Raw genomic sequence first — 21,307 nt, 5'->3', positions numbered from 1 at the left:
CCTTATCAGATAGAGGTTGCTCTTATTTTTAAAAGATAAAGTGATATTTTGCAATTAGTGCCGGGTTTAAAAAATTTAATACTAAAGGCTATATGGGGGCCTTCGATATACATGAATTGGTTGAAGCAGATCAATTAGATATCCTAACGATCGCATACTAGTAAAAATCAAGTTTAACTCAAGTTATCTTTATTTATTTCGTTACATATTATAAACTTATGGAAATGATTTAATTTATAAGTAATGTCATGAGTCTAAGTAAAGAGTTTTTAAGTGTTATCGAAAGACTGCACCTTCTATTATCTATCAAGAAGCCGTTAAAAGTTGACGAAGTTGTTAGCTTCTTACTTGATGGGCAAGAAATCAGTATTACCGAATATCCTTTAGGTAAGCTTTTAATGTTTGCTAACTTACCGAAAGAGTTTTCTCCGACGGAAGAATCCTTCAGCCAGCAGAATATGTTTAGTCAAATTGCGATGAAGCCTGTATTAGGTAAATCTGAAAAAACACAAAGTTGGATATTATGGAATAGAATCGACATTAATAATGCGGATTCTATTTCAATAGAGGAACAGCTGACATTTATTAGTGAAACACTCGATCAGATATGGCTGAGAGAATCTGAGATACCTAATGACATACAGATTTCTAAATCAGACAAATATTTAAAAGTATGAACTGAAAAGGCCTAAAATTGAAAATAATTAATAAAGCGCAAGATATAAACACTCAGTATAGTCAGGGAAATCAACAAATTTCAGGTAAACTGGGGGAAAAAAGTGTGTCAACAACAGCCCCCTCTGCTGAGGCAATTCATCTGGCACGAAACCACGATCCTATCTCGGCTACTCACAAGAAAGATTTGAAAATACTCTACAATGAATCTCAATTTAACAAAGAAAAAGATACGAGAGGCTTTTCGTTTGGATTACTAGAGAAAGGCAACAATAATTTTGAACAGTCAGTGACAAGAAATATCACTCATCATCAAAGCAAAGAGCTGAAAAATATAGTTCAACAGATAAAAATTGTTCAAAAAACGCCATCTGAAGCTAATCTATTTAAGTTGGAGAGTGCCCTGAAAATATGGCAAGAAAATAATCCTAAAGAGGTAGAGGATAGAGGTAGTAGAATCCAAGAGTTACAATATGAAATTAAAGGTTTAGTACAAAAAATTCAAGCTAATAGAGCTGAAGATGCTGGAGTGCTGAATCTTTCTGTTGATCCTAATAAAGCGGAATTATTTCATAGTGGCTCAGTGACTTTTGATCATTTAGGTAGAGTACAAGGACTAGGTCAAATCTCTCAGGCTAAACTCGATATTCTAAAGAATAGTGCTACTACACCGTTGACTGAATTGAATTCAATGGCTGAACGAACAGCGCCTAAAACAGAAAGTGAAAGTATCATTGAATTTGCTTTTAAATTTTCTCAAAGTAGCTCTACCGAAGCAAAGGAGTTAGCGAATGAGGCGAAGTCTTTATGGATGGGAGGTGTAAATAAAAACTCATTACTGAACTTATTAGAAAAAGCAAAAAGTAAGTTATCAAGTGATGACCCATTACAAAATTTGGTGAGTAAACAAATTTCAGATGCAAAAAAAGAAAAACATACCAACCAATATATGGACGCAATCTTCAATCGACGTTTTGACTCAGAAATCGCCCATGAAATGGTTAAATCTCCATCGAAAGGGGCATTAGATAATGCCAAGAAAATTGGAGAATACTTACTGAATGATTTCACTGCGAGGATGGAAAACAAAGATAAATCGTCAGTTGACAGAACATTAAGATCTTTTGCAAGAACGATTAATAGTGATGTTCGACCTTGGTTTAGCCAAGTACCCGAAGTCACGACTTATATCGATTCTCCTACAATGGAAAACTTTGAAAAGATGATGAGTCACGTTGACGACGGCTTTGGTGTGATAAAAATGCCTTTTCTTGCTGTTAAAATGCATACCGATGCTAACATGGGGTTTGATGTTAAATCCTACAAGTTGGAGGGAGATAGGTTCTACGGTCGGCCGATCACTAAGGCTCGTTCACCTTCAGGTCAAACCCCCGCCGAAACACCACAAACCAAACATTATGGTACAGGTTTAGCGTATCAACCCAAGGGTACTGTATACGATAATTTCATTAGTGGCAGGAGTGTTCCTGATTCAAAAGCAATCAGAGTAGATGAACTAAGTCAACATGATAAAAATGCGATTGAAAATGGTGTTGCAGTTGTTACTGGTGCATCTGGTTCAACCAATATTTTGACCCATATGGCAAAATATTTAGCAGAAATTAATGATGACTTTTCTACAGAACAGAGCCAATTAAATACACTCGCTTTCCTGACTTTCGATGGAGGCCACTCTCTTAATGAAAGTATGTCTGTATACAAAGCGCTGCAAGTTGAGGGGGATGACAGAGAAACAATTCTTAATAATTATCATATTAATTACGAAGACATTGTCTCCCTTGCAAAACACGATGACAAAACTGCTATCAGGGATTTACTAGACAAAGCTTATGCGTCAACTTTACAGTTTTATGGACAAAACGCCTACTCTTCAACAAACAATAACCAAAAGATTATGGGTTAAGTATTAGGAGTACATCGCATGCTTTTATTTTCATAAAATAGTAATTAAATTAGTTAACTGTACTTGTTTTGATCGTTACTATTTTATTCATGAGAACGACAAGCATGACTGGGGAGTCTTAAAAGAGTTTTTCCTTCAAGACTCCTCAGATTGTTCTAAAGAAGCAACCCAACGCAGTATCTCGGCGGTGGATTCAATAAGTTCACCTGGGATGTACTGATCTAACTGGCCGTCGGCATACAGCGCACGTGCGAGAGGTACTTTCTGCATAACAGGGATTCCTTCCTCGCGGGCAATTGCAATCATACGTTTCGCCATCGCATCGGTTTCTTTGAGGGTAATGATAGGCAATGGCGTTTCATCTTTTTTATAATACAAACCAATAGCGATGTGAGTTGGGTTGGTGACCAATACATTCGATCGTTTTACGTTATCTCTCTGGTTTGAAGATTGCATTTCTTGGTGCAGCTGACGCCGTTTACTCTTGATTTCAGGGCTGCCTTCCATCTCTTTGTATTCGCGTTTTACCTCATCTTTGGACATCTTCAACTGCTTGGTGTGGTTAAATTTTTGGTAAGCATAATCGACGGCTGCAATGACGATAAATCCGACGGAAGAGATGATCATGAGCTGTTTTACCAACACCCCAGTGATGGCTGGGACACACTCCAATCCGCAGGTAGGTATTTGCAGTAGTGTGTTTAAGTTTCCGCGCAGTGTTACCCAAATAATGCAGGAAAGTAGCGAGACTTTGAGAATGGATTTAATAAACTCAATAATACTTTTGAGCGAAAAAATCCGTTTTGCTCCTTCTGCAGGGTTGACCTTCTTGATGTCCGGCTTAACAGATTCACCGCTAAATAACAGGCCGAACTGTGCCATGTTAGACATAATCGCAACCAAGGCTGCAACGATTAGGATTGGTGCCAGCAGGTAAATTATTTCTTCAGCGATAGCGATAGCAACGTCGATTAACGCATCATGAAACCCCTGATAGGCTAACTTACTCGGCAGCAAGAGTAGGGCGGAGATGTGCGACATATAGTAATCGGCAAAGGCAAATAAGACAGCAATCAAAGCTAGGATGAGCGCCGAAGAGACGACTTCCTGACTTTTTGCTACCTGCCCTTTTTTTCTGGCATCCCTAAGCTTTTTCGGGGTGGGGAGTTCGGTTTTTTCTCCGCTCATTACTTTTCCTGTTTATTTTACCATATGGTGTTGAGCTGTTCTTTGAACAGGATGATTTCAAAGAAAAGTGCTTCAAAGTGATTTATCATCAATGCCAAATAGACAATCAATAGCAAGCTAGCGACAGCACTTTTGATCGGCATGGCTAACGAGAATACATTCAGTTGCGGTGCGAATCGGCTAATCAGCGCAAGTCCAAATTCTGCAAGGAACATGGCAAGAACCAGAGGCGCAGACATCAAAACGCCCAACCACATCAATTGCTCGAATTGAGCGTAGAAAAAGTGTACCCATTCCTCGGTGACAGTTGGGAAAAAGCTGACCACGGGCCACGAGACGTAACTTTGAAACAGCGCATACATAAAAGCAATGAAGCCACCACCTGAGAAGAATAAGGTAATCAACGTTTGAGTTAATAGCACGGCCGTTGGTGTTGATTGTGAGCCGAGAGTAGGATTGAACATACTCGCCATTGCAGCGCCACGTTGGTTATCCACAAGAAAGCCTGCTGCATCAATTGCCCAAAAAGGTATCGCCGCAACAAACCCGATCAGCAGGCCCAATAGTATCTCTTTACCTAATATCACCATTAACCAAATCCCATCGGTTTCTTCGGGCAGGGTTTGTTGGTTGATCATTGGGAAGATAAACAGTGCAAGCGAGCACAAGACTCCATTTCTTACCATGGTGCCACCCAACATTTGCTTGTTTAAGATGGGCAAAAATATAAAGCAGGCCATTAGCCTAGGAAGCGTCAAGCTGTATAGGAATAGGGCTTGGTGTAAGTCATCATAACTCATCGTATGTAAGGGATTTTATCCAAAGTCAATGTGGCAAATGAGTGTAGTTCTGCGCCCAACCATTGAGTAGTGACAAATAAGGTAATGATGACGGCAATCAGTTTGACGACAAATCCCAATGTCTGTTCTTGCACTTGTGTCAGCGCTTGGATCAAAGAGACCAAAGTACCGACAAGTGCCGCTACCAAAATTGGTGGTAGCGACAAGAAAAGAACAAGTGTTAGAGCTTGAGTCGTAAAGTGGATGATTTCAGCTGGATTCATACTTCTTTCCTTTTACCCGTAACTGAGCACTAAGCCATGGGTCAGCTTGGTCCACCCGTCTAGCAATACGAAGAGCAAAAGCTTAAATGGCAGTGATATGGTCATTGGTGAAACCATCATCATGCCCATCGCCAATAAGATGTTGGATACGATCAAGTCGATAGCGATGAATGGTAGGTACAACAAGAAACCAATTTCAAAAGCCCTCGTCAATTCGCTGACCGTAAAGGCGGGGAGGAGTAACAATAAGCTGTCTGATTCCAGGCGGTCGACGTATTTTTGTGGCCACAAGGTTTTTGCTGCATCGGTAAAAAAGGCTGACTCAGTTTCACGAATGTGCTTTTTCAGAAATTCACGATATGGCTGTAATCCACTTTCAATCAAGCCTTCAATAGTCTCTGAATCCTCGAGCGAGATATCATGTTGCTTCACATAGTCATAGGTTTCAAAACCAACGGGTGCCATGATGAAGATCGACAAAATGATCGCCAACCCGTACAGCGCCATGTTGGGTGGAATTTGTTGCACACCCAGTGCATTTCTCAGCAGGGAGAAAACCACAGCGAGCTTGACGAAAGAAGTCGCCATCATTGCAATAAAAGGAATCAAAGCAAGTAGAGCGAGTGAGACGATGAGGTTCAGTTCATCAGGTAACTGGATCATACTGGCTCCTGACTGCCGCCAAACAGTTCGAGTACACGTACACCTAAGCGTTCATTGATGTTCACAAGCTCGCATTCACCAATAATTTTGCCATTTGCTCGCATGGTCACAGGGTTAGAAACTGGCTGGTTTAGCTCAAAGGTGAAACCCGGCTGCAGCGCATTAAGCTGTTCTAAAGTAATGGTTTGCTGACCAACATCGAAAGTCAGTTCAATTGGCAATTGCTGGTGGTCGGTGAGTGCTTCAGAGCTATTGATATCATTCATATTGGATTCTTTTTCTTGGATATGGAGAGTTGTATTGTCGAGTTGGCCTCGCCAAAGGTTTTGACTGGATACCTGAAGCAGCACTTGGTGTTGAGCGATGTAGCAATCATCGAAAAATACCACGTCGCCCAGTTCCAGTTGATCGAATTGACTGAGTGTCAAACGTGTTTTACCAAAGCTCAACCACAAAGGCAGTTCAATGTTTTGACTCAGGTAAGATGGGGCTTGCGGCAGTGTATCAATCAGCACATCTCGCCCTTCGTGGACCCACAAGCTAAGAGATACATCCTCACGGTTGATGGTGATCAGTAAGACGTTTTCTTGCGAGGTTTGCTGTTCATAAGCTTGTAGCTTGCTCAACACTGGAAGCTGACCAAATAGACCTTTAATCACATCGGCGTAGGGGTCAATTTGGTTGTTTAGCAATGATAGTTGCAATGAGTTCGGTAGTGATTCAAATGCCGTTGAGTCAAGAATGCCATGCAACCATTGCTGTAATTGCGCACCACTGAAATCAATTTGAATGGTTTGTCCGCCTATGAGTAGCGTCAAACGGTGGCCCGAAAATTCGGGCTTTTGTCCAAGAGTGAGTGACAAACTATTACTCTGGCTATCTTGAAAGTGGCATTGTTTTGCGCACAGTTGATTGCTCAGTGTGATACTTGAAGGATCGACCTTTGGGAAATCAGCGATCATATTTCGTCCTCAGGTTGCCATTCATCATAAATGCTGCGTTGCTGTCGTGAACGCTGTTGATCTTGTTGATCTTGTTGGTTTTGCTGGTGGTTCATTTGTTCGCTTACGGTAACTCGTATCGGCTGTTCAATCCCTAAGCTATTTAGGCGGTTGGTTAAATCTTGTTTTGCTGTCTGACTGATCAGAGACAGGGCGTGTTCTTGCCTAATTACAACACTGTAGCCAAAGTTGTCTTGTTTAATGGAGATCTCGCCACCTTTTAACTGACCTTCATTGATAAGCAGCCTCACTTCTTTCGCGTTGACTGAAGGAAGAGAAACGTGGATCTCTTTAACTAATTTGTTAATCAACTCTGTCACGTCTTGCGTTCTGCTACTCGGCGCTTGTGTTTCAATGTTCCTAAGAATACTGTCACCTTGTGTTGGTGACTGGCCCGGGTTTATTGTCGGTGGCAACTTAGCCTCCGACTCTGAGCGATGACTCAGTTCGACGTGCTTGAGCGGCTTAATCTTCTCTTCAAGGGTGGATAACACAGCTTTGGAATCAACAAAAGCAGCGGCATCTTTTGTTGTCGGATCGATTTTCTGGGTTGCCTTGTCAAGCTTGTGCTGTTGGCCTTGTATTACACTCTGCACGGTTGAGGGTTGAGTGTGCTCTGGCTGGATAGGTTGCGTCTGATCCTTCAAAATGTTTGGTAAATTGGCAGAAAGTGTTTTTGGATCATGAGGCGAAGCAATTTTGCTGTCTAAGATAAGCGCGGCAGGGTCTTTTTCGTTTTCTAGCAGCTCTTTCTTCAACTTAGAGGACGTTCTATTTAGTTGGTCTTTGTGATTCGAGTGATCGAGTTTATCCGCATTCAAGACTGTTGCGAATAGGCGAGAGGCTTCGGACTCACGCTCCTTTTCCGCTTTCTTTGGTTTAAGCGCATTATCAAACCGAGATTCAAGCTCTTTAGAAACGTGAGGGACTGGACTCATCTCAACTTTTTGAGGGTTGTCATTAGTGTTTGGATGATCGTTTTTGACTCGCATTTTTACCTTCTATGAAACGACAACGCTGCGGAACTCTTCTTGTTCGAGCTCTTCTTGATATTGCACCTGACGTGCTTGTTCAGCGATTTCTTGTTCGTGTAATTGAATGAATTTCTCTTTGGTTTTGTGGGCGGCTAGTGCCTCTTGCTGTCTTTCCTTGAGCTTTTGGTTCTCCTGTTCTAGTGCCTTTTTGGCTTCCGCTGCTCGCTGTTTTAAATCGGCTTCTCTTTCCCTTAGCAGTGCAATTTCTTGGCGTAACACTTCAAGCTCTTTCAGAACAACCGTTTTTTGTTTTGCTTTTGCGAAACGTCGCTCTTCTTCTTCTTCCCGCCAAAGGCGATAATCGACGACGGATTGTTCCGCTTTTCGGAGTGAAGCCCTCGCATTATTGACTCGATACTCTTGTTGCTGAACCGCGCTGTCTGCGCGGTCTGCACGAATCTTTTTGATCTCTAGTAGCTTCTCAATCATAAGCCAGCGATCCCACTCAGTTGAGTAATGGTTTCTCCGAGTTCACTTGGTTCGTGCGTGCCTTGACGTAAGAATTCTCGAATATCATCACCTTGTGCAATGGCCATATCAGCTCTACTGTCAGCACCATGTTGATATTCACCTATCTTTATTAGCAGTTCGACTTCTTCATATTTGGCCAGCATTTCACGCATGTGGGCGGCTGAAGCTTGATGCGTCTTGTCTACGATCTGGTTCATCACGCGGCTCGCTGAGCGGAGCACGTCAATGGCTGGATAGTGGTTCATTGCCGCCAGTTTCCGTGAAAGAATAATATGGCCATCAAGTATCGAACGGGTCTCATCTGCGACGGGCTCTGTCATATCATCACCCTCTACAAGCACGGTATACAGGGCCGTGATGGAGCCTTTATCTGATTGACCAGCACGTTCCATCAGTTTTGGTAGTGCAGCGAAAACAGAAGGCGGATAGCCTCGTCGTGTTGGTGGTTCGCCCGCCGCCAAACCGATTTCTCTTTGAGCTCGGGCAAAACGCGTCACTGAATCCATAAGCAGTAGGACGCGTTTTCCTTGGTCTCGGAAATACTCTGCGATGGAAGTTGCGACAAATGCGGCTTTGGCTCGTTCCATGGCTGGCCTGTCTGAGGTGGCGACAACGAGCACTGACTTTGCCATGCCTTCTTCACCCAGATCATGTTCAATAAACTCTCTAACTTCTCTTCCCCTCTCACCGATGAGGGCGAGCACGGTTACATCGACATCGGCAGAGCGGATAAGCTTAGCAAGCAGGGTACTTTTGCCTCCGCCAGCCGCAGCAAAAATGCCCATCCTTTGTCCTTCACCGCAGGTGAGCAATCCGTCTATTGAACGCACGCCCATCGATATGGGTTTTTCAATGAGTTTTCTTTGCATAGGTGGCGGTGCATCTCTGTATACCGGATACCAAGCAGTTGGTTCACTGTTCTGGGTCCCGTCAAATGGACGACCCAAGCCATCGAGTATTTTCCCTAATAGGTGATCACCAACACCGACTTCGTGCATTTTTCCCAGTGGGCTCACTTCGGTATTAGAAGAGATACCGAACATATTGCCAAGTGGGGTTAGTAACGCATGGTGTTGCTGAAAACCAACCACTTCCGCAAGCAGCGACAGGGTTTGATCTGGATTACGAAGTTCACAAAGCTCGCCGACACGTACACCAGGCACGACGGCTTTGATGATGGTGCCAGTAACCTGAGTTACGCGACCACGGATTTGGATCAAACGTGTTTGTTTGATTGCTGATTGTTGGGTTTCGGTGATGTATGAGAAGTCGTTCAATTTAAGAATATACGCGCAATAACAGATGCTGGGAGAATAAAGAGGATGGTGCAGGATTTATAGTGACTATTGGTCGGGAGTTTTTAGAAAACTGAAAATGGCCTAAAAAAACACGTCTGATTTTGACAGCCGACTATAAACGCAATCCCTATAATCGAATGATATTATACAAAGGAGTGCAACAAATGAGCACTATAGCTAACAATAGCCAAATCTCAACGAGCAATACATTTGACTCGTCAATTCGAAGTGGCTTTGAATCTTCACGCGCGGGAGCGGCAGCGAATGGCAGTTATCGTGGTGAAACTGTCCGTATACATAATGCAACTCAGTCACTTTTTGATGCCATGGAAGAACTGACGGCTCTTGGCTCAGAAAAAGCAGAAAAAGACCTGACAAAACGCAAAGTAAAAGATGGCAGCATTCGTTTGAATGAAGCCCATGAGCTGGTCTCTGATTACCTGAAAAAAGTGCCTGATCTAGAGAAGAATCAAAAGATCAAAGATCTCGCTACTAAACTGGCGAGTGGCAACTTATCAACGATGGCCCAGTTACAGGCCTATCTCAATGGTTTCTCTGAAGAGAAGAGCCATCAGTATCTCGCGTTACAAGCGGTGAAGAAGTTCCTAGGTGCTAACCCTGAAAGTAAGAACTTATTGGCGCTGGTTGACAAAGCACTTTCGAACTTTGAGCAAGATCTGGATTCTTTTTCTCAGATCAACACCGAAATTCGCGTTTCAAATTTTGCCGATGAATACAGCCAAGAGCAAGGCTTTAGCAGTTTGCACCAGCTGCGCGGTTTCTATCGTGACACTGTACACAGTTACCAAGGGTTAGGTGCAGCATACAAGGATGTGGTCGAGCGTTTTGGTGAAAAAGAAGTATCCACGGCTGTGGACTTTTTGTTGCAAGGTATGAGTGCAGACTTAAGTGTTCAAGGCAGCAGCATCGATCCCGTCAAGCTTCGACTATTGATATCAGACATGCAAACACTTAAGACACTCAATACTCTAAAAGATCAAGTTAGCAATCTGTACCAGATATTCAAACCTCAGCAGGCGAGTTATGGCTTATCAAGTTACTGATTTGATGTCAGATGTCATTTCTTTGGTTGAACAGCGCTGGGTAGGAACTAGTGAAATATGGAACCTAGTGAATTCGATGAATTTAGAATCCACAGAGCGAAAAATTAGCTTTTTTAGGGAGCTACATAAACTGGTTCGACATATTCCTATCGATGTATTTAACGATGAAGAACAACGACAAAACCTAATTCAGGCCGTTCAAAAAGCGCTTGATGAAGCGATTGATTTAGAAGAAGAGGAAATGTGGGACGATGAATTGGATTGATGCATCGGTGGATGACTTTTGCAGAGGAATGGGGCTTGAAGCGGTGGATTTCTCTGTAGCAGGACGTGTTCAACTGAGCTTTGAACAAAGTGGTACGTTGCACATCGAGAAACATCAGGGCTGCTTGTTTCTTATGCTAACGAAGCCGTTGTCTTGGCACGAGTCAAACGAAGCGATTAAAAAAGCGTTGGGGTTTTGTCATGCTGGACAAGGCTGGCCGTTCATCATTAAAGCTGGGTTGTTGGATGAACAGACGCTGGTGTTTTCTGCACAAATTGAAGGTGATGAGGTAACGCTGCCAACCATTGAACAAGCGTTCGCACTTCTGACCCGCTTACATAACGATGTGGCAGGTTTATGAATCGTATTAGTACATTAAACGTTGGTATCGAAGGTTTTACTCACGTTTCTCTAGAGCATGTTGAAAGCGATTTTCCTCAGCGCTTTCAGCTCTTGCCTGATGGTCAAGCCATCGCGACTCATTTGGAGAAGTTATATGATCTTCGCCCCTCAGAGCAGTACTTGATATCACTTGCCAAACCAAAGCTTACTCATTCAGAGTTACTTCGCCCAGATAAGTACCGACAGCAGTTTGATACCACTCAGTTGAGGCTTCAGGAATTAGCGCAGCAAAGTGGTTCTCGCACGCTTACTCAAGCTGCGGAAACTCTTCAAAATACCCAATTAGACCAACGCTATCTCACCATGGCGTTGAATCTACTGATTCAGGTTTAAAGCCCATGTTGCAAACCAAAGATGTCGAGCTATTACTTGTCCACGCTGCACTTCAAGTTCAATACCAAAAGCCTGAACAAGCCATTACTTTGCTTGATGCAGTGCTGGAAATTGAACCGCATCATCAAGGTGCTCGCCAAACTTTAGCGGTGGCGTGCCTGCATTCCGGTCGGTACACGCGTGCAGCCGAGTTGTGCGAAAGCTTATTACAAACTGAAGATTCAAACCAAACGGGTTTGTGGTTTTGTTTAAGTCAAGCGCGCTGGAAACAACATGATGTTGAGGGTGCTCGCCGCGCTCATCGACGTTATTTACAATCTATTAATAGTGAATCAAATGAATAAGTTGATCAATATTCTAAACAAAGTCGGACAGCGTAAAGACATCATGCTTGCCGTAATGCTATTGGCGATTGTCTTTATGATGATTTTGCCTTTACCGACGGCATTAGTGGATGTACTCATCGGTACCAACATGAGTATAGCGGTCGTCTTGTTGATGCTTGCTATCTATATTACTTCACCTTTGGAATTTTCTGCGTTCCCAGCTGTATTGCTGATCACGACACTGTTTCGCTTATCACTCTCAGTCACTACAACGAGACTTATCCTTTTGCAAGGCGATGCAGGCCAGATCGTATACACCTTCGGTAGCTTTGTGGTCGGTGGTAACTTGGTGGTGGGTATCGTTGTCTTCCTGATCATCACTATTGTCCAGTTTATGGTGATTACGAAAGGTTCTGAAAGGGTGGCTGAAGTCGGTGCTCGATTCTCTCTGGATGCGATGCCGGGTAAGCAGATGAGTATTGATGGCGACATGCGTGCAGGGGTGATCGATGTTCATGAAGCGCGCCACCGCCGTTCATTAATTGAAAAAGAAAGCCAGATGTATGGCTCGATGGACGGTGCGATGAAGTTCGTAAAAGGCGACTCAATCGCAGGACTCATTATCATCGTGGTCAACATTCTAGGTGGTGTTACCATCGGGGTTACCCAAAAAGGCATGTCCGCTTCTGAGGCGCTTGAATTGTTCGCCGTTCTGACTATCGGTGATGGCCTAGTTTCTCAAATTCCAGCACTGTTCATCGCCATTACGGCCGGCATCATCGTTACCCGTGTTTCAAATGAGGATTCATCGGACTTAGGCTCCGATATCGGTGGTCAGGTAACCGCACAGCCGAGAGCTTTGTTGGTTGGGGGGATTTTGCTTATCCTATTCGCACTCATCCCCGGTTTTCCAACCATTACCTTCCTTGTACTTGCTGCGGTGGTGGGTGGCGGTGGTTTCCTCTTGTTCTATAAAAATAAAAAACAGAGTGAATCTGAAAGCTCGGACTTACCTAGTTTTGTCGCTCGAGGTGCGGGTTCGCCAGCGGCTAAACCGAATAAGCCAACACCATCTCGCAACAGTAAAGGCAAACTTGGCGAGCAAGAAGAGTTTGCGATGACGGTGCCGCTGCTCATCGACTTAGATTCTCGCTTACAAGAGAGCTTGGAAGCCGTGGCGCTTAATGATGAACTGGCTCGAGTTAGACGAGCGCTTTATCTCGATCTCGGTGTGCCGTTCCCCGGCATCCATTTGCGCTTTAACGAAGGAATGAGTGACGGCGAATATTTGATTCAACTGCAAGAAGTGCCGGTTGCTCGTGGTCGGATTGAAAGCGAAAAACTATTAGTGACAGAGGGTCATGAGCAAATTGACCTATTAGGTGTACCTTACGAGAAAGATGACGACTTCCTTCCGGGCATTGCGAGTATTTGGGTGGAGCAAAGTCACCAAGAAAAACTGCAAAAAAGTCGTGTGGGCTTTCTGACGCCTGACCGTATTCTCACTTACCACCTTTCTCACGTGCTCAAAGAATACGCACAAGACTTTATTGGGATTCAAGAGTCTCGTTACCTGCTTGAGCAAATGGAAGGCAGTTATTCAGAGCTCGTCAAAGAGGCGCAGCGGATTGTGCCGCTACAAAAAATGACAGAAATCTTGCAACGTTTGGTTTCTGAGGACATTTCTATTCGTAACTTACGCATGATTTTAGAGGCTATGGTTGAGTGGGGACAAAAAGAGAAAGACGTAGTACAGCTAACGGAATATATCCGTTCAAGCTTAAAACGTTATATCTGTTACAAGTATGCTAGCGGCGAAAATATGTTGCCTGCCTATCTACTCGATCAAAGTTTGGAAGATACGATACGAAACGGTATTCGACAGACTTCTGCGGGCAGTTATTTAGCCCTTGATCCTTCGGTTACTCAGCAGTTTGTTAGCGACGTAAAACAAACTATTGGTGATTTGAGCCGCATGCCAAATAAGCCGGTGCTAGTGGTATCAATGGATGTACGTCGCTATGTACGCAAGCTGATTGAATCTGAGTACTACGAGTTGCCAGTTTTGTCATTCCAAGAGCTGACTCAACAAATCAATATTCAACCTCTTGGTCGGGTTGGCATGTAATGGCATGCCTTCTCTCCCAGTCTTTAGCGGCATCAGGCATCAATATGTCGCCTTACTTTTGGCAAAAAAGTACGATATTACTTGGTCATCGCTATGAATTTGATGGATTGGAGCTGGTATTCCGTGTAGAGGAAGAAGAGGGCGAAATCATCATCGTATTACTGCGTAGAATTCGCCCCAACCAAGGTCTGAGCAATCCTTTCTCCGCGCTGTTCTTGCTCGTAGAGCATGCCATCCAATCGTACCCACTTGATTGGGTTATTCGCGGCAACGTTGATGTATTGCGAGGCAGCAACATGAGCAGCCAACGATTAGCGCAGTTCTATCTGCGTTCCTTTGGTGCGAGCCATGATGCACAAGGTGATTGGTATTTCTTACGTCTCGGGGATTACCGTCCTTCTAAAAAGAGAAAAAGTAAAAACTCTCGACTGTTACTGACAGCATCCTGTTGATGCTCCGCTTTAAAATAGGAACTTAGATGAACTCCCCCTTTACTGAAACCATTGAAAATGCAGAACTTGCTATTCGCAATGCGGAAGACAGAACTGACGTATTCAATGAATTACTCGAAGGATTAGGTGTTGGTCCGGTGGCAGGTGATATTCTGCTCGATGGGCTAAATTCTTCGCCCCAATTAATGAAACAAGCAGAACTTGAACTGCTTGAAGAAGTGCAACGACGCAGACAACAACAGAATCAGCTACAAGCCATGAACACCAAAGGCACAAAGCGAAAGCGACCAACCATGATGCGTGGCATGGTGATTTAGAGGTTTTTAATATGTCGGATATGACAACTATGAACTCCTTAGCCGGAGTTCTCGATACAACGACCAATCGTGATTCCCAGAGCTCATACAAGAAAAATTTGGTTGAGAGCCTTTCTCCAATTCTTAACAATGCTGGTGTGACTCAATTTGAGTCTTTGGTTAACCAATTACCAATGGTGCTAGGGCGTAATGAACAACAAAGCCTGGAGCTTTATGCAGAATCATTGCGTACCTTATTAGACAAGCAAACGGTTTTTGGGACATCAGCTACTGATACCGTAGCTCATTGGATGCGGTTATTACAGAAGCAAGAAGTGAACGGCTTGATTGCTCCCCAAACCTTGACAGAAGAAGTGAATACCACGCTCGAAAATCAATTTCAGTCGTGGTTTAGCCAGCGATTAAATGATCGCGTGGACAGCTTGCTTCCAACTGAATTTGTGGCTAATTTTCGCTTGGGAAGCCAAGCTACCCAAGCGCAGCAGATTGATAAATTAGACACAGATGCACTTAAAGCCGCAAAAACAGACATTAGTAAGTTTGTGGATGAGTTGGCAACACAAGCAAATAAGAAAGATGTTCGTGAAAGTGCCATACCATTTTTGCGCAATGCTTTCGGCGATCTTGACTCAGTAGACCTCAATGACCTCAAGCATTCAGATTACCTCTTAACGAAAGAAAGTTTCAGAACTGCGGTTTCCACTCAATTTGTTACCTCTCTTGAGAGTGCTGGACTCACTTTCAACCCGAAAGACGTCGATGCTTTAGCCGATAAGATAGTTTGGATACCCGGTATGTCTAAGCAGGATCTTCGTGGTGCGTTAGATGATCTTTTTAAGCAAGTGAAAGGCCAGTACGAAAATGTCCGTGAGCAAGGAAAGCCTAATGGGCTGCAAGAAATGTTTGCAGCTCTGATGACAGAGCGCAGTAACTCCAAAGAAGAGATAACACTTTCAGGCTTTTTTTCTACCCTAGCGTTTACCGGTGTTAGCGTACAATTCGACCTGTTTTACAACGGGCTTGAATCGGCACAGAAACAGCAAATGACGAAAAAGCAGCTTGAGGTTATAAAACAAGACATTGCTCAAGAAATTCACTCTCTATTTGAGAAGATTGCTGCAAGACAAGACACTGGTACTGACTTCGTTGCACGTCATTTAAAAATGACGGAGAACCTAAGTAAACTTGAATATCGCTTGGGACAAAGTACAGAAAAATCCCCTCTAACTGCTCACGATTTGTTGGCTGTAGTTAAATCCAGTATCGGCGATCGCTTTGATGATAAAGTCTTATTTGCTTTGAATGAGCGCCGCTTAGATAGACTATCAGAGCGCGAAAAGTGTAAAGATAAGCTTCAAGAACTGACCACCAGACTAAGCATATTTAGTGAGGTTCAGTCTACCATCAGTTCCAAATTGTCAGAAAAAACGGGCAAAAATAATGACGCAGGGCATTACAATCCGGACCAAGAATTTTTGACTTTTTCTGATTTCGGGTATGAGAATCAGGAAGCATTTGAAAAAGGTCCGGAGTTTAAATACTTAAAAGAGAACATTCCGTCGTATGAAGATGGTATTAGCCATAGAGAATTCTTGGAATTGGAAGGGGTGTCTGTTGAAGAAAATGATTACTCTAACGATAAAGATAGTCAATCTCTTTCTAATCTCTCTAGCGCAATTGCAAGCAAGTCGAAGCCGATTAACGATGATGTTCAGTTACAAACCACAGTGTTAAATGACATCAGCTCTCAGTACAACGCAACCGTTGAAGCGATGAACAGCTTTGTTCAGAAGTATCACAGTATTTTACAAGAAATCCTACGAGCCCTTTAAGGATAAATCATCATGACTACAAAAAGTGCACCTAATGATCCGTCTCAAATGCAAGCAGAGGAGCTACTCTCGTTTTTTGAGGAAGGGGGTACTCTAAAAATGTTGCACGATGTATCAGCAGACACCATCGAGCACATTTATGCGGTTGGATATAACTTTTTCCAATCTGGCAAAGTAGAGCAAGCCGCTAAGGTATTCCAGTTGCTTAGTATGCTTGATCATTACCAAGCGCGATTTTTTATTGGGTTGGGCGCTGCTCGTCAGGAACTAGGTGAGTACCTGCAGGCTATTGATGCCTTCAGCTACGCTGCGCTTGTGGATATCAACGATCCACGCCCACCTTTTCACTCTGCAGAATGTCACCTCAAACTAGAGCAGTTGACAGAAGCAGAGAGTGGGTTTTACAGCGCGAAGGAGATGTCTGCTGGTAATTTAGACTATGCGGAATTGCATCAGCGAGCAGACATCATGTTAGAAGCGGTTAGAACCAAAAGGAGTAACTAGAATATGAGTTCTATTGCACTTGACCGCATCCAGTATCAGGTACATATACCTGATATTGGTCAAACTACATTAGATAAGGTTACCGAGACCACATCTAATGCATCACCGTCTGCAGTGACGGTTGAAAAGACAAAAGGTAAAGATGCAGAAATTATGAACAACAATAATGTTGTTCATCTTGATGCACCGAAAGCAGCAGTCAGCGATAAGGTTGATGAGCAGACACTTAAAGCCATGGCGCAACTACAAAATATTGTAGGCTCGATCGCTCATGATTTACATGTGGCTTCCGATCACACCCACTCGCTAGCAGTTAAAATAATAGCAGGCTCCGTAGATGATTTTGAATTAGAGCTGGCTGTTATTATGGAAAAGCTTAATAGCACTCAAAATCAGTTGAAGATTAAGGAAGTAGAGGCTGTTAAAGCGAAACACCAACAAGAAATGGACGCAAACCAAGAGAAGCTCAAAGAGTCTGAGGCGGCGGCGAAAGAGGCACAAAAGTCAGGCCTAGCTTCGAAGATTTTTGGTTGGGTTAGCGCAGTCGTTTCTGTTGTTGTGGGCGCCGTTATGGTGGCGACGGGGGTTGGTGCAGTTGCTGGTGCATTAATGATTGCGGGCGGTGTTATGGGCGCAGTGAATATGGTCCTGCAAGAGCCTGCTGTTCAGGAGGCAATGAAAGAGGCCGGTGTTAATGTCGATGTGCTCAATAAAGTGATGATGGCATTAGAGATTACCGTTGCTGTGATTGGTGCAGTAGTGACATTTGGTGGTCTAGCTGCGGGTGGTGTGGCAAAGTTAGCAGCGAAGGGAGCTAGTCAAATTGCGCAAAAAGTCACTGATATTTCAACAAAAGTGGCTGCCAACATGACGAAAGTTGCTGACATGGGGTCGAAAACGGCAACAACAATGGCAAAGAGTATCCGTTATAGTGCAGAGACCGTTGATCTAACTACAAACATAGGCCAAGGAACTTCTCAAGCCGTTCATTCGTCTCACAATGCGAATGTGACGAAAATACGAGCTGACATCGAGGGGTTAAGGGCGGAGACGACGCTTAGTGAAGCGGTGATCGACAAGCTCAAAGAGGAAATCGCCAAACTGATGAGTGATTTCCAAGAGCTCATGAGCGTCATCATGCAGATGATTCAGGCCAAAGGCGAAACAATGAAAGTGGTGATGAGCCGCCCAGCAACGATTTAAGGTAAAATTATGTTAGTAGAAAGTGGTGTAAATGTAAAAATAGCGGATGTTTCTCTTGACGAGCTAGACCAAATCAGTCAGGCAAAGAAAAGCGCCGAAACCAAAATTGAAGCTGCCTCGCTTCAAGGTAGTCATGAACTGTCTACGAGAAAGCACCAGTTAGACACCCCAAATGCGGCTGCGCTTGGCGTTCAAGCTGCCTCGGTTGAAGATCTGATAGATGCTATGAAGCCAACCGCGACACTATTGATGCAAACAACAGACAAAGCATTGAAAGGCGAACAAGTTATTCATTCACCTTCTGATTCTATTTCACAGTCCCTAGAGCTCGTTAAGCTGCTTTACCAGGTGTCTATTCTGAGTCGTGATCAGCAGACCCAGCAACGTGAAATGAAAGTTGAAACAACCGTATCAAGCATCAAGAGCCAAGCAGAAGAGTTGAATAATTCTGCTAAAGCGATGGTCGCAATGGCCATTGTATCCGGTGTATTGGCCGGAGCGACGGCTTTGATTGGTGGTATTGGACATTTCAAAACGGGCACTAAAATCAAGTCGGAAGCCGCGAATAACAATATACTGAAGACCCAAGAAATTGGCTTTGATCAAGTGCAAGAGTTGATGAATAACAAAAGCTTATCTGATGTTCAACAAAAGCAAGTGATGAATGCTTACAATTTTGCAAGAGGTAGCCTCTCTGACACAAAAAATGTGTTGCAAACTGGTGGTCGTCAGTTTGACAGGGGAATGCATGTAACCCAATCGGCGAACGCGATGCTCTCGAGTTCTGGTCAAACTGCAAACTCAGTGTTAAATGCTCAGCAAACTGAAGCTCAGGCTCGAAGCAAAGCTGAGGAGGCAGAAACAACTCGTTCTCAAGCTGGTCAACAAGCAGCCAGTGATAACAAGGCCGCCTTGGACAATCTGCTAAAAGAGTTGCTGACTATATTCCGCTCTTTGTCTGACAGTCTAAATCAAACATGGAAAGCAGCTGCGCGCATGATGTAGTCCTTCTGTAAATAATCAGGGCGCTGTGACTACAGCGCCTTTTTTATTGAAAGAAGAGTGATATCAACTGCAGTGCACAACTGGTCAATCTAGCTTGCTATAACGCTTGGTGATTTTATTTAAAAATCTACTCGATAAGGCGTTCAATCCGCTTTATTATGACCGTAAATTCATTCGCTAATCATTACTTATGTCCCTGCCTCCTTGCCCAAACTGTAACTCAAAATACGTTTACCCAGACCAAGATCAGCTTGTTTGCCCAGAGTGTGCTTACGAGTGGAACCCATCTGAGCTAGCAGACGAAGATTCCGTAAACGTGAAGGATGCAAACGGCACCTTGCTGCAAGATGGAGATAAGATCACGTTAGCGAAAGATCTTAAAGTAAAAGGCAGCTCGCTAGTATTGAAGATTGGCACCAAAGCGGTGATTCGTCGTATTAAAGAAGGCAAAGATCATCAGCTAGATTGTAAAGTTGATGGCGCTGGCGAAATGATGGTTACTGCGCAGTTTGTGAAGAAAGCGTAATTACCAAGCTTTTTTGAAAGTGAGATAGGTTCAACACTTTGAGAACTTAAACACCTTTTTTTTAGCCTCAATATCGATATTGAGGCTTCTTTATTTCTATCTCATTATTTCTCGTTTTGACGAGACTAAAATAAATATCGAAATAGGCGTTGGTTGTGCATTTTATATTTCTTACATCTCACATTTATTATTAATAAAGCTAGCTACGCGTGGTTTTGAGCCTTATAGGCTATCTTCTAAATATTTAGTCTCCCTTTGTTACAAGTTCTATTTTTGTCTACTCTTTTTTTAAATTTTCTCTTCCTCACACAGAAAGGGCCTCTTATAAAAATAGGCTAAATTGAGATATTAATTACAGGTTTCGAACAAATATTATTGTCTATCGTAAGGAACGGTAAATTTTGTTGTGCGTAAAACATTGAGTAATTATTATCCCGAATAATATTTTCTGACTTGTTATTGAGTCATGTTTTTAGTTAGGAAGAGAGAATTGTCATGACACTTAGAAGCACGCTATCACTCTTGGTTGCGTCTAGCTTAACTCTAGTCGGGTGTGAACAGAGTAAAGAGGGGCAGTTGCAAAACGGTCCAGCGCCGACATCAGCAGTGACGGTGATGATGGTTGAACCTGTTCGCCAAGCGCTAACGGTGGAACTGCCAGGCCGTAGCCGGGCGTTTAAAGAGGCAGAAGTTCGCCCACAGGTAACGGGTATTATATCTGAGCGTAATTTTGAAGAGGGGGGTAGGGTTGAGCAAGGTCAATCGCTTTACCAGATCGACGATTCTACGTTCCAAGCAGACCTATTAAGCGCAGAAGCAGAACTGATTCGTGCTCAAGCTTCGGAAGAGTCGACGTATTCAACGGTTCGCCGTTACCGTGCGTTGATTACCAAAAAATCGATCAGCCAACAAGATTTAGACGAAGCGGAAGCGGCTTACAAAGAAGCGAAAGCGCAAGTCTTGGTAGCAAAAGCGAAGATAAATACGGCGAAGATCAACCTGTCTTACACACAAGTGAAAGCACCAATCAGCGGTGTGATCAGCAAGTCAAATGTCACCGCTGGTGCGCTTGTCACCGCAAACCAGGCTGCGACGCTGACGACGATCCAACAGCTAGATCCAATCAATGTTGATATCGTGCAATCTTCTGCTCAGTTACTCCGTTTGAAAGCAGCAATGTCACAAGGCCACTTGCAAAAAGACGAATCTGCTCAAGTGACACTTACCCTCGAAGACGGTTCGACTTACGCGCATAAAGGCATCATGAAGTTTACCGAAGTGAACGTAGATGAAAGCACGGGCAGTGTAACGCTACGTGCAGAATTCGCTAACCCAGATGGCTTATTGCTACCGGGCATGTTCGTGCGCGCAACGGTAACCGTCGGTGTGGATCCTGCGGCGATTCTTATTCCGCAAAACACAGTAACGCGTGATGCAACGGGTAAAGCCTCAGTCATGATAGTGGGGGACGACAACAAAGTGTCGATTTTGCCAGTGACCACCGCTGAATCGATTGATAATCAGTGGCGCATTACAGAAGGCTTGAAGGTGGGCGACCGAGTCATCACAACAGGCCTACAGATGATTCAACCGGGTAGCCCAGTGACTATACAATCAGGTGAGCAGGCATAAT

At 43.7% G+C, this 21,307-nt stretch carries 24 protein-coding genes; 16 read left to right on the top strand and 8 right to left on the bottom strand.

The window, feature by feature from the left end; all coding sequences use genetic code 11:
• The first annotated feature begins 248 nt into the window (after positions 1 to 248).
• Positions 249 to 677: a CesT family type III secretion system chaperone gene (locus AND4_RS09195; RefSeq protein WP_009842690.1), complete on the top strand. Its 429-nt coding sequence runs from the start codon at positions 249 to 251 to the stop codon at positions 675 to 677.
• 17 nt (positions 678 to 694) lie between these two features.
• Positions 695 to 2,599, top strand: coding sequence for a hypothetical protein (locus tag AND4_RS09190; protein WP_009842689.1), 1,905 nt, complete (start codon positions 695 to 697; stop codon positions 2,597 to 2,599).
• Between the two features lie 135 nt (positions 2,600 to 2,734).
• On the opposite strand, the gene sctU is transcribed toward AND4_RS09190, so the two are convergent.
• From sctU to vscN, 8 genes are read right to left on the bottom strand one after another with little or no spacing between them, the layout of a single operon-like run.
• Complete coding sequence (gene sctU / locus AND4_RS09185) at positions 2,735 to 3,787, bottom strand: type III secretion system export apparatus subunit SctU (RefSeq protein WP_009842688.1); 1,053 nt, start codon at positions 3,785 to 3,787, stop codon at positions 2,735 to 2,737.
• A 17-nt stretch (positions 3,788 to 3,804) separates the two neighbouring features.
• Positions 3,805 to 4,587: a type III secretion system export apparatus subunit SctT gene (gene sctT / locus AND4_RS09180; protein ID WP_009842687.1), complete on the bottom strand. Its 783-nt coding sequence runs from the start codon at positions 4,585 to 4,587 to the stop codon at positions 3,805 to 3,807.
• A complete protein-coding gene (vscS, locus tag AND4_RS09175; protein WP_009842686.1) occupies positions 4,584 to 4,850 on the bottom strand; it encodes a SctS family type III secretion system export apparatus subunit VscS in 267 nt (88 codons plus the stop codon). The genes sctT and vscS overlap by 4 nt, the downstream gene beginning before the upstream one ends.
• Before the next feature lie 12 nt (positions 4,851 to 4,862).
• Positions 4,863 to 5,513, bottom strand: coding sequence for a SctR family type III secretion system export apparatus subunit VscR (gene vscR, locus AND4_RS09170; protein WP_009842685.1), 651 nt, complete (start codon positions 5,511 to 5,513; stop codon positions 4,863 to 4,865).
• Complete coding sequence (sctQ, locus tag AND4_RS09165) at positions 5,510 to 6,475, bottom strand: type III secretion system cytoplasmic ring protein SctQ (protein ID WP_009842684.1); 966 nt, start codon at positions 6,473 to 6,475, stop codon at positions 5,510 to 5,512. Before sctQ ends, vscR begins: the two co-directional genes overlap by 4 nt.
• Positions 6,472 to 7,506: a type III secretion system needle length determinant gene (locus AND4_RS09160; RefSeq protein ID WP_009842683.1), complete on the bottom strand. Its 1,035-nt coding sequence runs from the start codon at positions 7,504 to 7,506 to the stop codon at positions 6,472 to 6,474. Before AND4_RS09160 ends, sctQ begins: the two co-directional genes overlap by 4 nt.
• 9 nt (positions 7,507 to 7,515) lie before the next feature.
• Positions 7,516 to 7,977 carry a YscO family type III secretion system apparatus protein gene (locus AND4_RS09155; protein WP_009842682.1) on the bottom strand — a complete coding sequence of 154 codons (462 nt, stop codon included), beginning with the start codon at positions 7,975 to 7,977 and terminating at the stop codon, positions 7,516 to 7,518.
• Complete coding sequence (vscN, locus tag AND4_RS09150; RefSeq protein WP_009842681.1) at positions 7,974 to 9,296, bottom strand: SctN family type III secretion system ATPase VscN; 1,323 nt, start codon at positions 9,294 to 9,296, stop codon at positions 7,974 to 7,976. The genes AND4_RS09155 and vscN overlap by 4 nt, the downstream gene beginning before the upstream one ends.
• Positions 9,297 to 9,481: 185 nt before the next feature.
• On the opposite strand from vscN, the gene sctW reads away from it, so the two are divergent.
• The 14 genes from sctW (at position 9,482) to AND4_RS09080 (ending at position 21,306) form a co-directional block, all read left to right on the top strand.
• Positions 9,482 to 10,381, top strand: a complete 900-nt coding sequence (gene sctW / locus AND4_RS09145; protein ID WP_009842680.1) for a type III secretion system gatekeeper subunit SctW — start codon at positions 9,482 to 9,484, stop codon at positions 10,379 to 10,381.
• Positions 10,362 to 10,646, top strand: a complete 285-nt coding sequence (locus AND4_RS09140) for a TyeA family type III secretion system gatekeeper subunit (protein WP_009842679.1) — start codon at positions 10,362 to 10,364, stop codon at positions 10,644 to 10,646. The genes sctW and AND4_RS09140 overlap by 20 nt, the downstream gene beginning before the upstream one ends.
• Positions 10,633 to 11,007, top strand: a complete 375-nt coding sequence (gene sycN, locus AND4_RS09135; protein ID WP_009842678.1) for a type III secretion chaperone SycN — start codon at positions 10,633 to 10,635, stop codon at positions 11,005 to 11,007. Before AND4_RS09140 ends, sycN begins: the two co-directional genes overlap by 14 nt.
• Positions 11,004 to 11,381 carry a type III secretion system protein VscX gene (vscX, locus tag AND4_RS09130; RefSeq protein WP_009842677.1) on the top strand — a complete coding sequence of 126 codons (378 nt, stop codon included), beginning with the start codon at positions 11,004 to 11,006 and terminating at the stop codon, positions 11,379 to 11,381. The genes sycN and vscX overlap by 4 nt, the downstream gene beginning before the upstream one ends.
• Before the next feature lie 5 nt (positions 11,382 to 11,386).
• Positions 11,387 to 11,725 carry a type III secretion system chaperone VscY gene (vscY, locus tag AND4_RS09125; protein WP_009842676.1) on the top strand — a complete coding sequence of 113 codons (339 nt, stop codon included), beginning with the start codon at positions 11,387 to 11,389 and terminating at the stop codon, positions 11,723 to 11,725.
• Positions 11,709 to 13,835: a type III secretion system export apparatus subunit SctV gene (sctV, locus tag AND4_RS09120; protein WP_086026808.1), complete on the top strand. Its 2,127-nt coding sequence runs from the start codon at positions 11,709 to 11,711 to the stop codon at positions 13,833 to 13,835. The genes vscY and sctV overlap by 17 nt, the downstream gene beginning before the upstream one ends.
• Positions 13,835 to 14,287: an LcrR family type III secretion system chaperone gene (locus tag AND4_RS09115; RefSeq protein ID WP_043991586.1), complete on the top strand. Its 453-nt coding sequence runs from the start codon at positions 13,835 to 13,837 to the stop codon at positions 14,285 to 14,287. Before sctV ends, AND4_RS09115 begins: the two co-directional genes overlap by 1 nt.
• Before the next feature lie 26 nt (positions 14,288 to 14,313).
• Positions 14,314 to 14,604, top strand: a complete 291-nt coding sequence (locus AND4_RS09110; protein ID WP_009842673.1) for an LcrG family type III secretion system chaperone — start codon at positions 14,314 to 14,316, stop codon at positions 14,602 to 14,604.
• Between the two features lie 11 nt (positions 14,605 to 14,615).
• Positions 14,616 to 16,436, top strand: a complete 1,821-nt coding sequence (locus AND4_RS09105) for a virulence-associated V antigen (RefSeq protein WP_009842672.1) — start codon at positions 14,616 to 14,618, stop codon at positions 16,434 to 16,436.
• A gap of 12 nt (positions 16,437 to 16,448) precedes the next feature.
• Positions 16,449 to 16,940 carry a SycD/LcrH family type III secretion system chaperone gene (locus AND4_RS09100; RefSeq protein WP_009842671.1) on the top strand — a complete coding sequence of 164 codons (492 nt, stop codon included), beginning with the start codon at positions 16,449 to 16,451 and terminating at the stop codon, positions 16,938 to 16,940.
• A gap of 3 nt (positions 16,941 to 16,943) precedes the next feature.
• Complete coding sequence (sctE, locus tag AND4_RS09095; protein ID WP_009842670.1) at positions 16,944 to 18,143, top strand: type III secretion system translocon subunit SctE; 1,200 nt, start codon at positions 16,944 to 16,946, stop codon at positions 18,141 to 18,143.
• Positions 18,144 to 18,152: 9 nt separating this feature from the next.
• Positions 18,153 to 19,148: a type III secretion system translocon subunit VopD gene (vopD, locus tag AND4_RS09090; RefSeq protein WP_009842669.1), complete on the top strand. Its 996-nt coding sequence runs from the start codon at positions 18,153 to 18,155 to the stop codon at positions 19,146 to 19,148.
• A 190-nt stretch (positions 19,149 to 19,338) separates the two neighbouring features.
• Positions 19,339 to 19,674: a zinc ribbon domain-containing protein YjdM gene (locus tag AND4_RS09085; RefSeq protein ID WP_009842668.1), complete on the top strand. Its 336-nt coding sequence runs from the start codon at positions 19,339 to 19,341 to the stop codon at positions 19,672 to 19,674.
• A 495-nt stretch (positions 19,675 to 20,169) separates the two neighbouring features.
• The gene (locus AND4_RS09080) at positions 20,170 to 21,306 is read left to right on the top strand and encodes an efflux RND transporter periplasmic adaptor subunit (RefSeq protein ID WP_009842667.1); all 1,137 of its coding nucleotides are present in this window, start codon (positions 20,170 to 20,172) and stop codon (positions 21,304 to 21,306) included.
• The last annotated feature ends 1 nt before the right edge of the window (position 21,307 follow it).

The sequence above is a fragment of the Vibrio sp. AND4 genome (assembly GCF_000171815.1).
Taxonomy (GTDB): domain Bacteria; phylum Pseudomonadota; class Gammaproteobacteria; order Enterobacterales; family Vibrionaceae; genus Vibrio.
Note: the sequence above shows the minus strand (reverse complement) of the source record. Positions and strands in the feature narration are given on the sequence as shown.

Bases quoted from the DNA above. Each gene is read 5' to 3' on its own strand.
- AND4_RS09110 (WP_009842673.1), top strand. From the start codon at position 14,314: ATGAACTCCCCCTTTACTGAAACCATTGAAAATGCAGAACTTGCTATT.
- vopD (WP_009842669.1), top strand. From the start codon at position 18,153: ATGTTAGTAGAAAGTGGTGTAAATGTAAAAATAGCGGATGTTTCTCTT.
- AND4_RS09100 (WP_009842671.1), top strand. From the start codon at position 16,449: ATGACTACAAAAAGTGCACCTAATGATCCGTCTCAAATGCAAGCAGAG.
- vscS (WP_009842686.1), bottom strand. From the start codon at position 4,850: ATGAATCCAGCTGAAATCATCCACTTTACGACTCAAGCTCTAACACTT.
- sycN (WP_009842678.1), top strand. From the start codon at position 10,633: ATGAATTGGATTGATGCATCGGTGGATGACTTTTGCAGAGGAATGGGG.
- AND4_RS09155 (WP_009842682.1), bottom strand. From the start codon at position 7,977: ATGATTGAGAAGCTACTAGAGATCAAAAAGATTCGTGCAGACCGCGCA.
- AND4_RS09080 (WP_009842667.1), top strand. From the start codon at position 20,170: ATGACACTTAGAAGCACGCTATCACTCTTGGTTGCGTCTAGCTTAACT.
- vscR (WP_009842685.1), bottom strand. From the start codon at position 5,513: ATGATCCAGTTACCTGATGAACTGAACCTCATCGTCTCACTCGCTCTA.
- AND4_RS09105 (WP_009842672.1), top strand. From the start codon at position 14,616: ATGTCGGATATGACAACTATGAACTCCTTAGCCGGAGTTCTCGATACA.
- sctT (WP_009842687.1), bottom strand. From the start codon at position 4,587: ATGAGTTATGATGACTTACACCAAGCCCTATTCCTATACAGCTTGACG.
- AND4_RS09115 (WP_043991586.1), top strand. From the start codon at position 13,835: ATGGCATGCCTTCTCTCCCAGTCTTTAGCGGCATCAGGCATCAATATG.
- vscX (WP_009842677.1), top strand. From the start codon at position 11,004: ATGAATCGTATTAGTACATTAAACGTTGGTATCGAAGGTTTTACTCAC.
- AND4_RS09085 (WP_009842668.1), top strand. From the start codon at position 19,339: ATGTCCCTGCCTCCTTGCCCAAACTGTAACTCAAAATACGTTTACCCA.
- AND4_RS09160 (WP_009842683.1), bottom strand. From the start codon at position 7,506: ATGCGAGTCAAAAACGATCATCCAAACACTAATGACAACCCTCAAAAA.
- AND4_RS09140 (WP_009842679.1), top strand. From the start codon at position 10,362: ATGGCTTATCAAGTTACTGATTTGATGTCAGATGTCATTTCTTTGGTT.
- sctW (WP_009842680.1), top strand. From the start codon at position 9,482: ATGAGCACTATAGCTAACAATAGCCAAATCTCAACGAGCAATACATTT.
- AND4_RS09195 (WP_009842690.1), top strand. From the start codon at position 249: ATGAGTCTAAGTAAAGAGTTTTTAAGTGTTATCGAAAGACTGCACCTT.
- sctU (WP_009842688.1), bottom strand. From the start codon at position 3,787: ATGAGCGGAGAAAAAACCGAACTCCCCACCCCGAAAAAGCTTAGGGAT.
- sctQ (WP_009842684.1), bottom strand. From the start codon at position 6,475: ATGATCGCTGATTTCCCAAAGGTCGATCCTTCAAGTATCACACTGAGC.
- vscY (WP_009842676.1), top strand. From the start codon at position 11,387: ATGTTGCAAACCAAAGATGTCGAGCTATTACTTGTCCACGCTGCACTT.
- sctE (WP_009842670.1), top strand. From the start codon at position 16,944: ATGAGTTCTATTGCACTTGACCGCATCCAGTATCAGGTACATATACCT.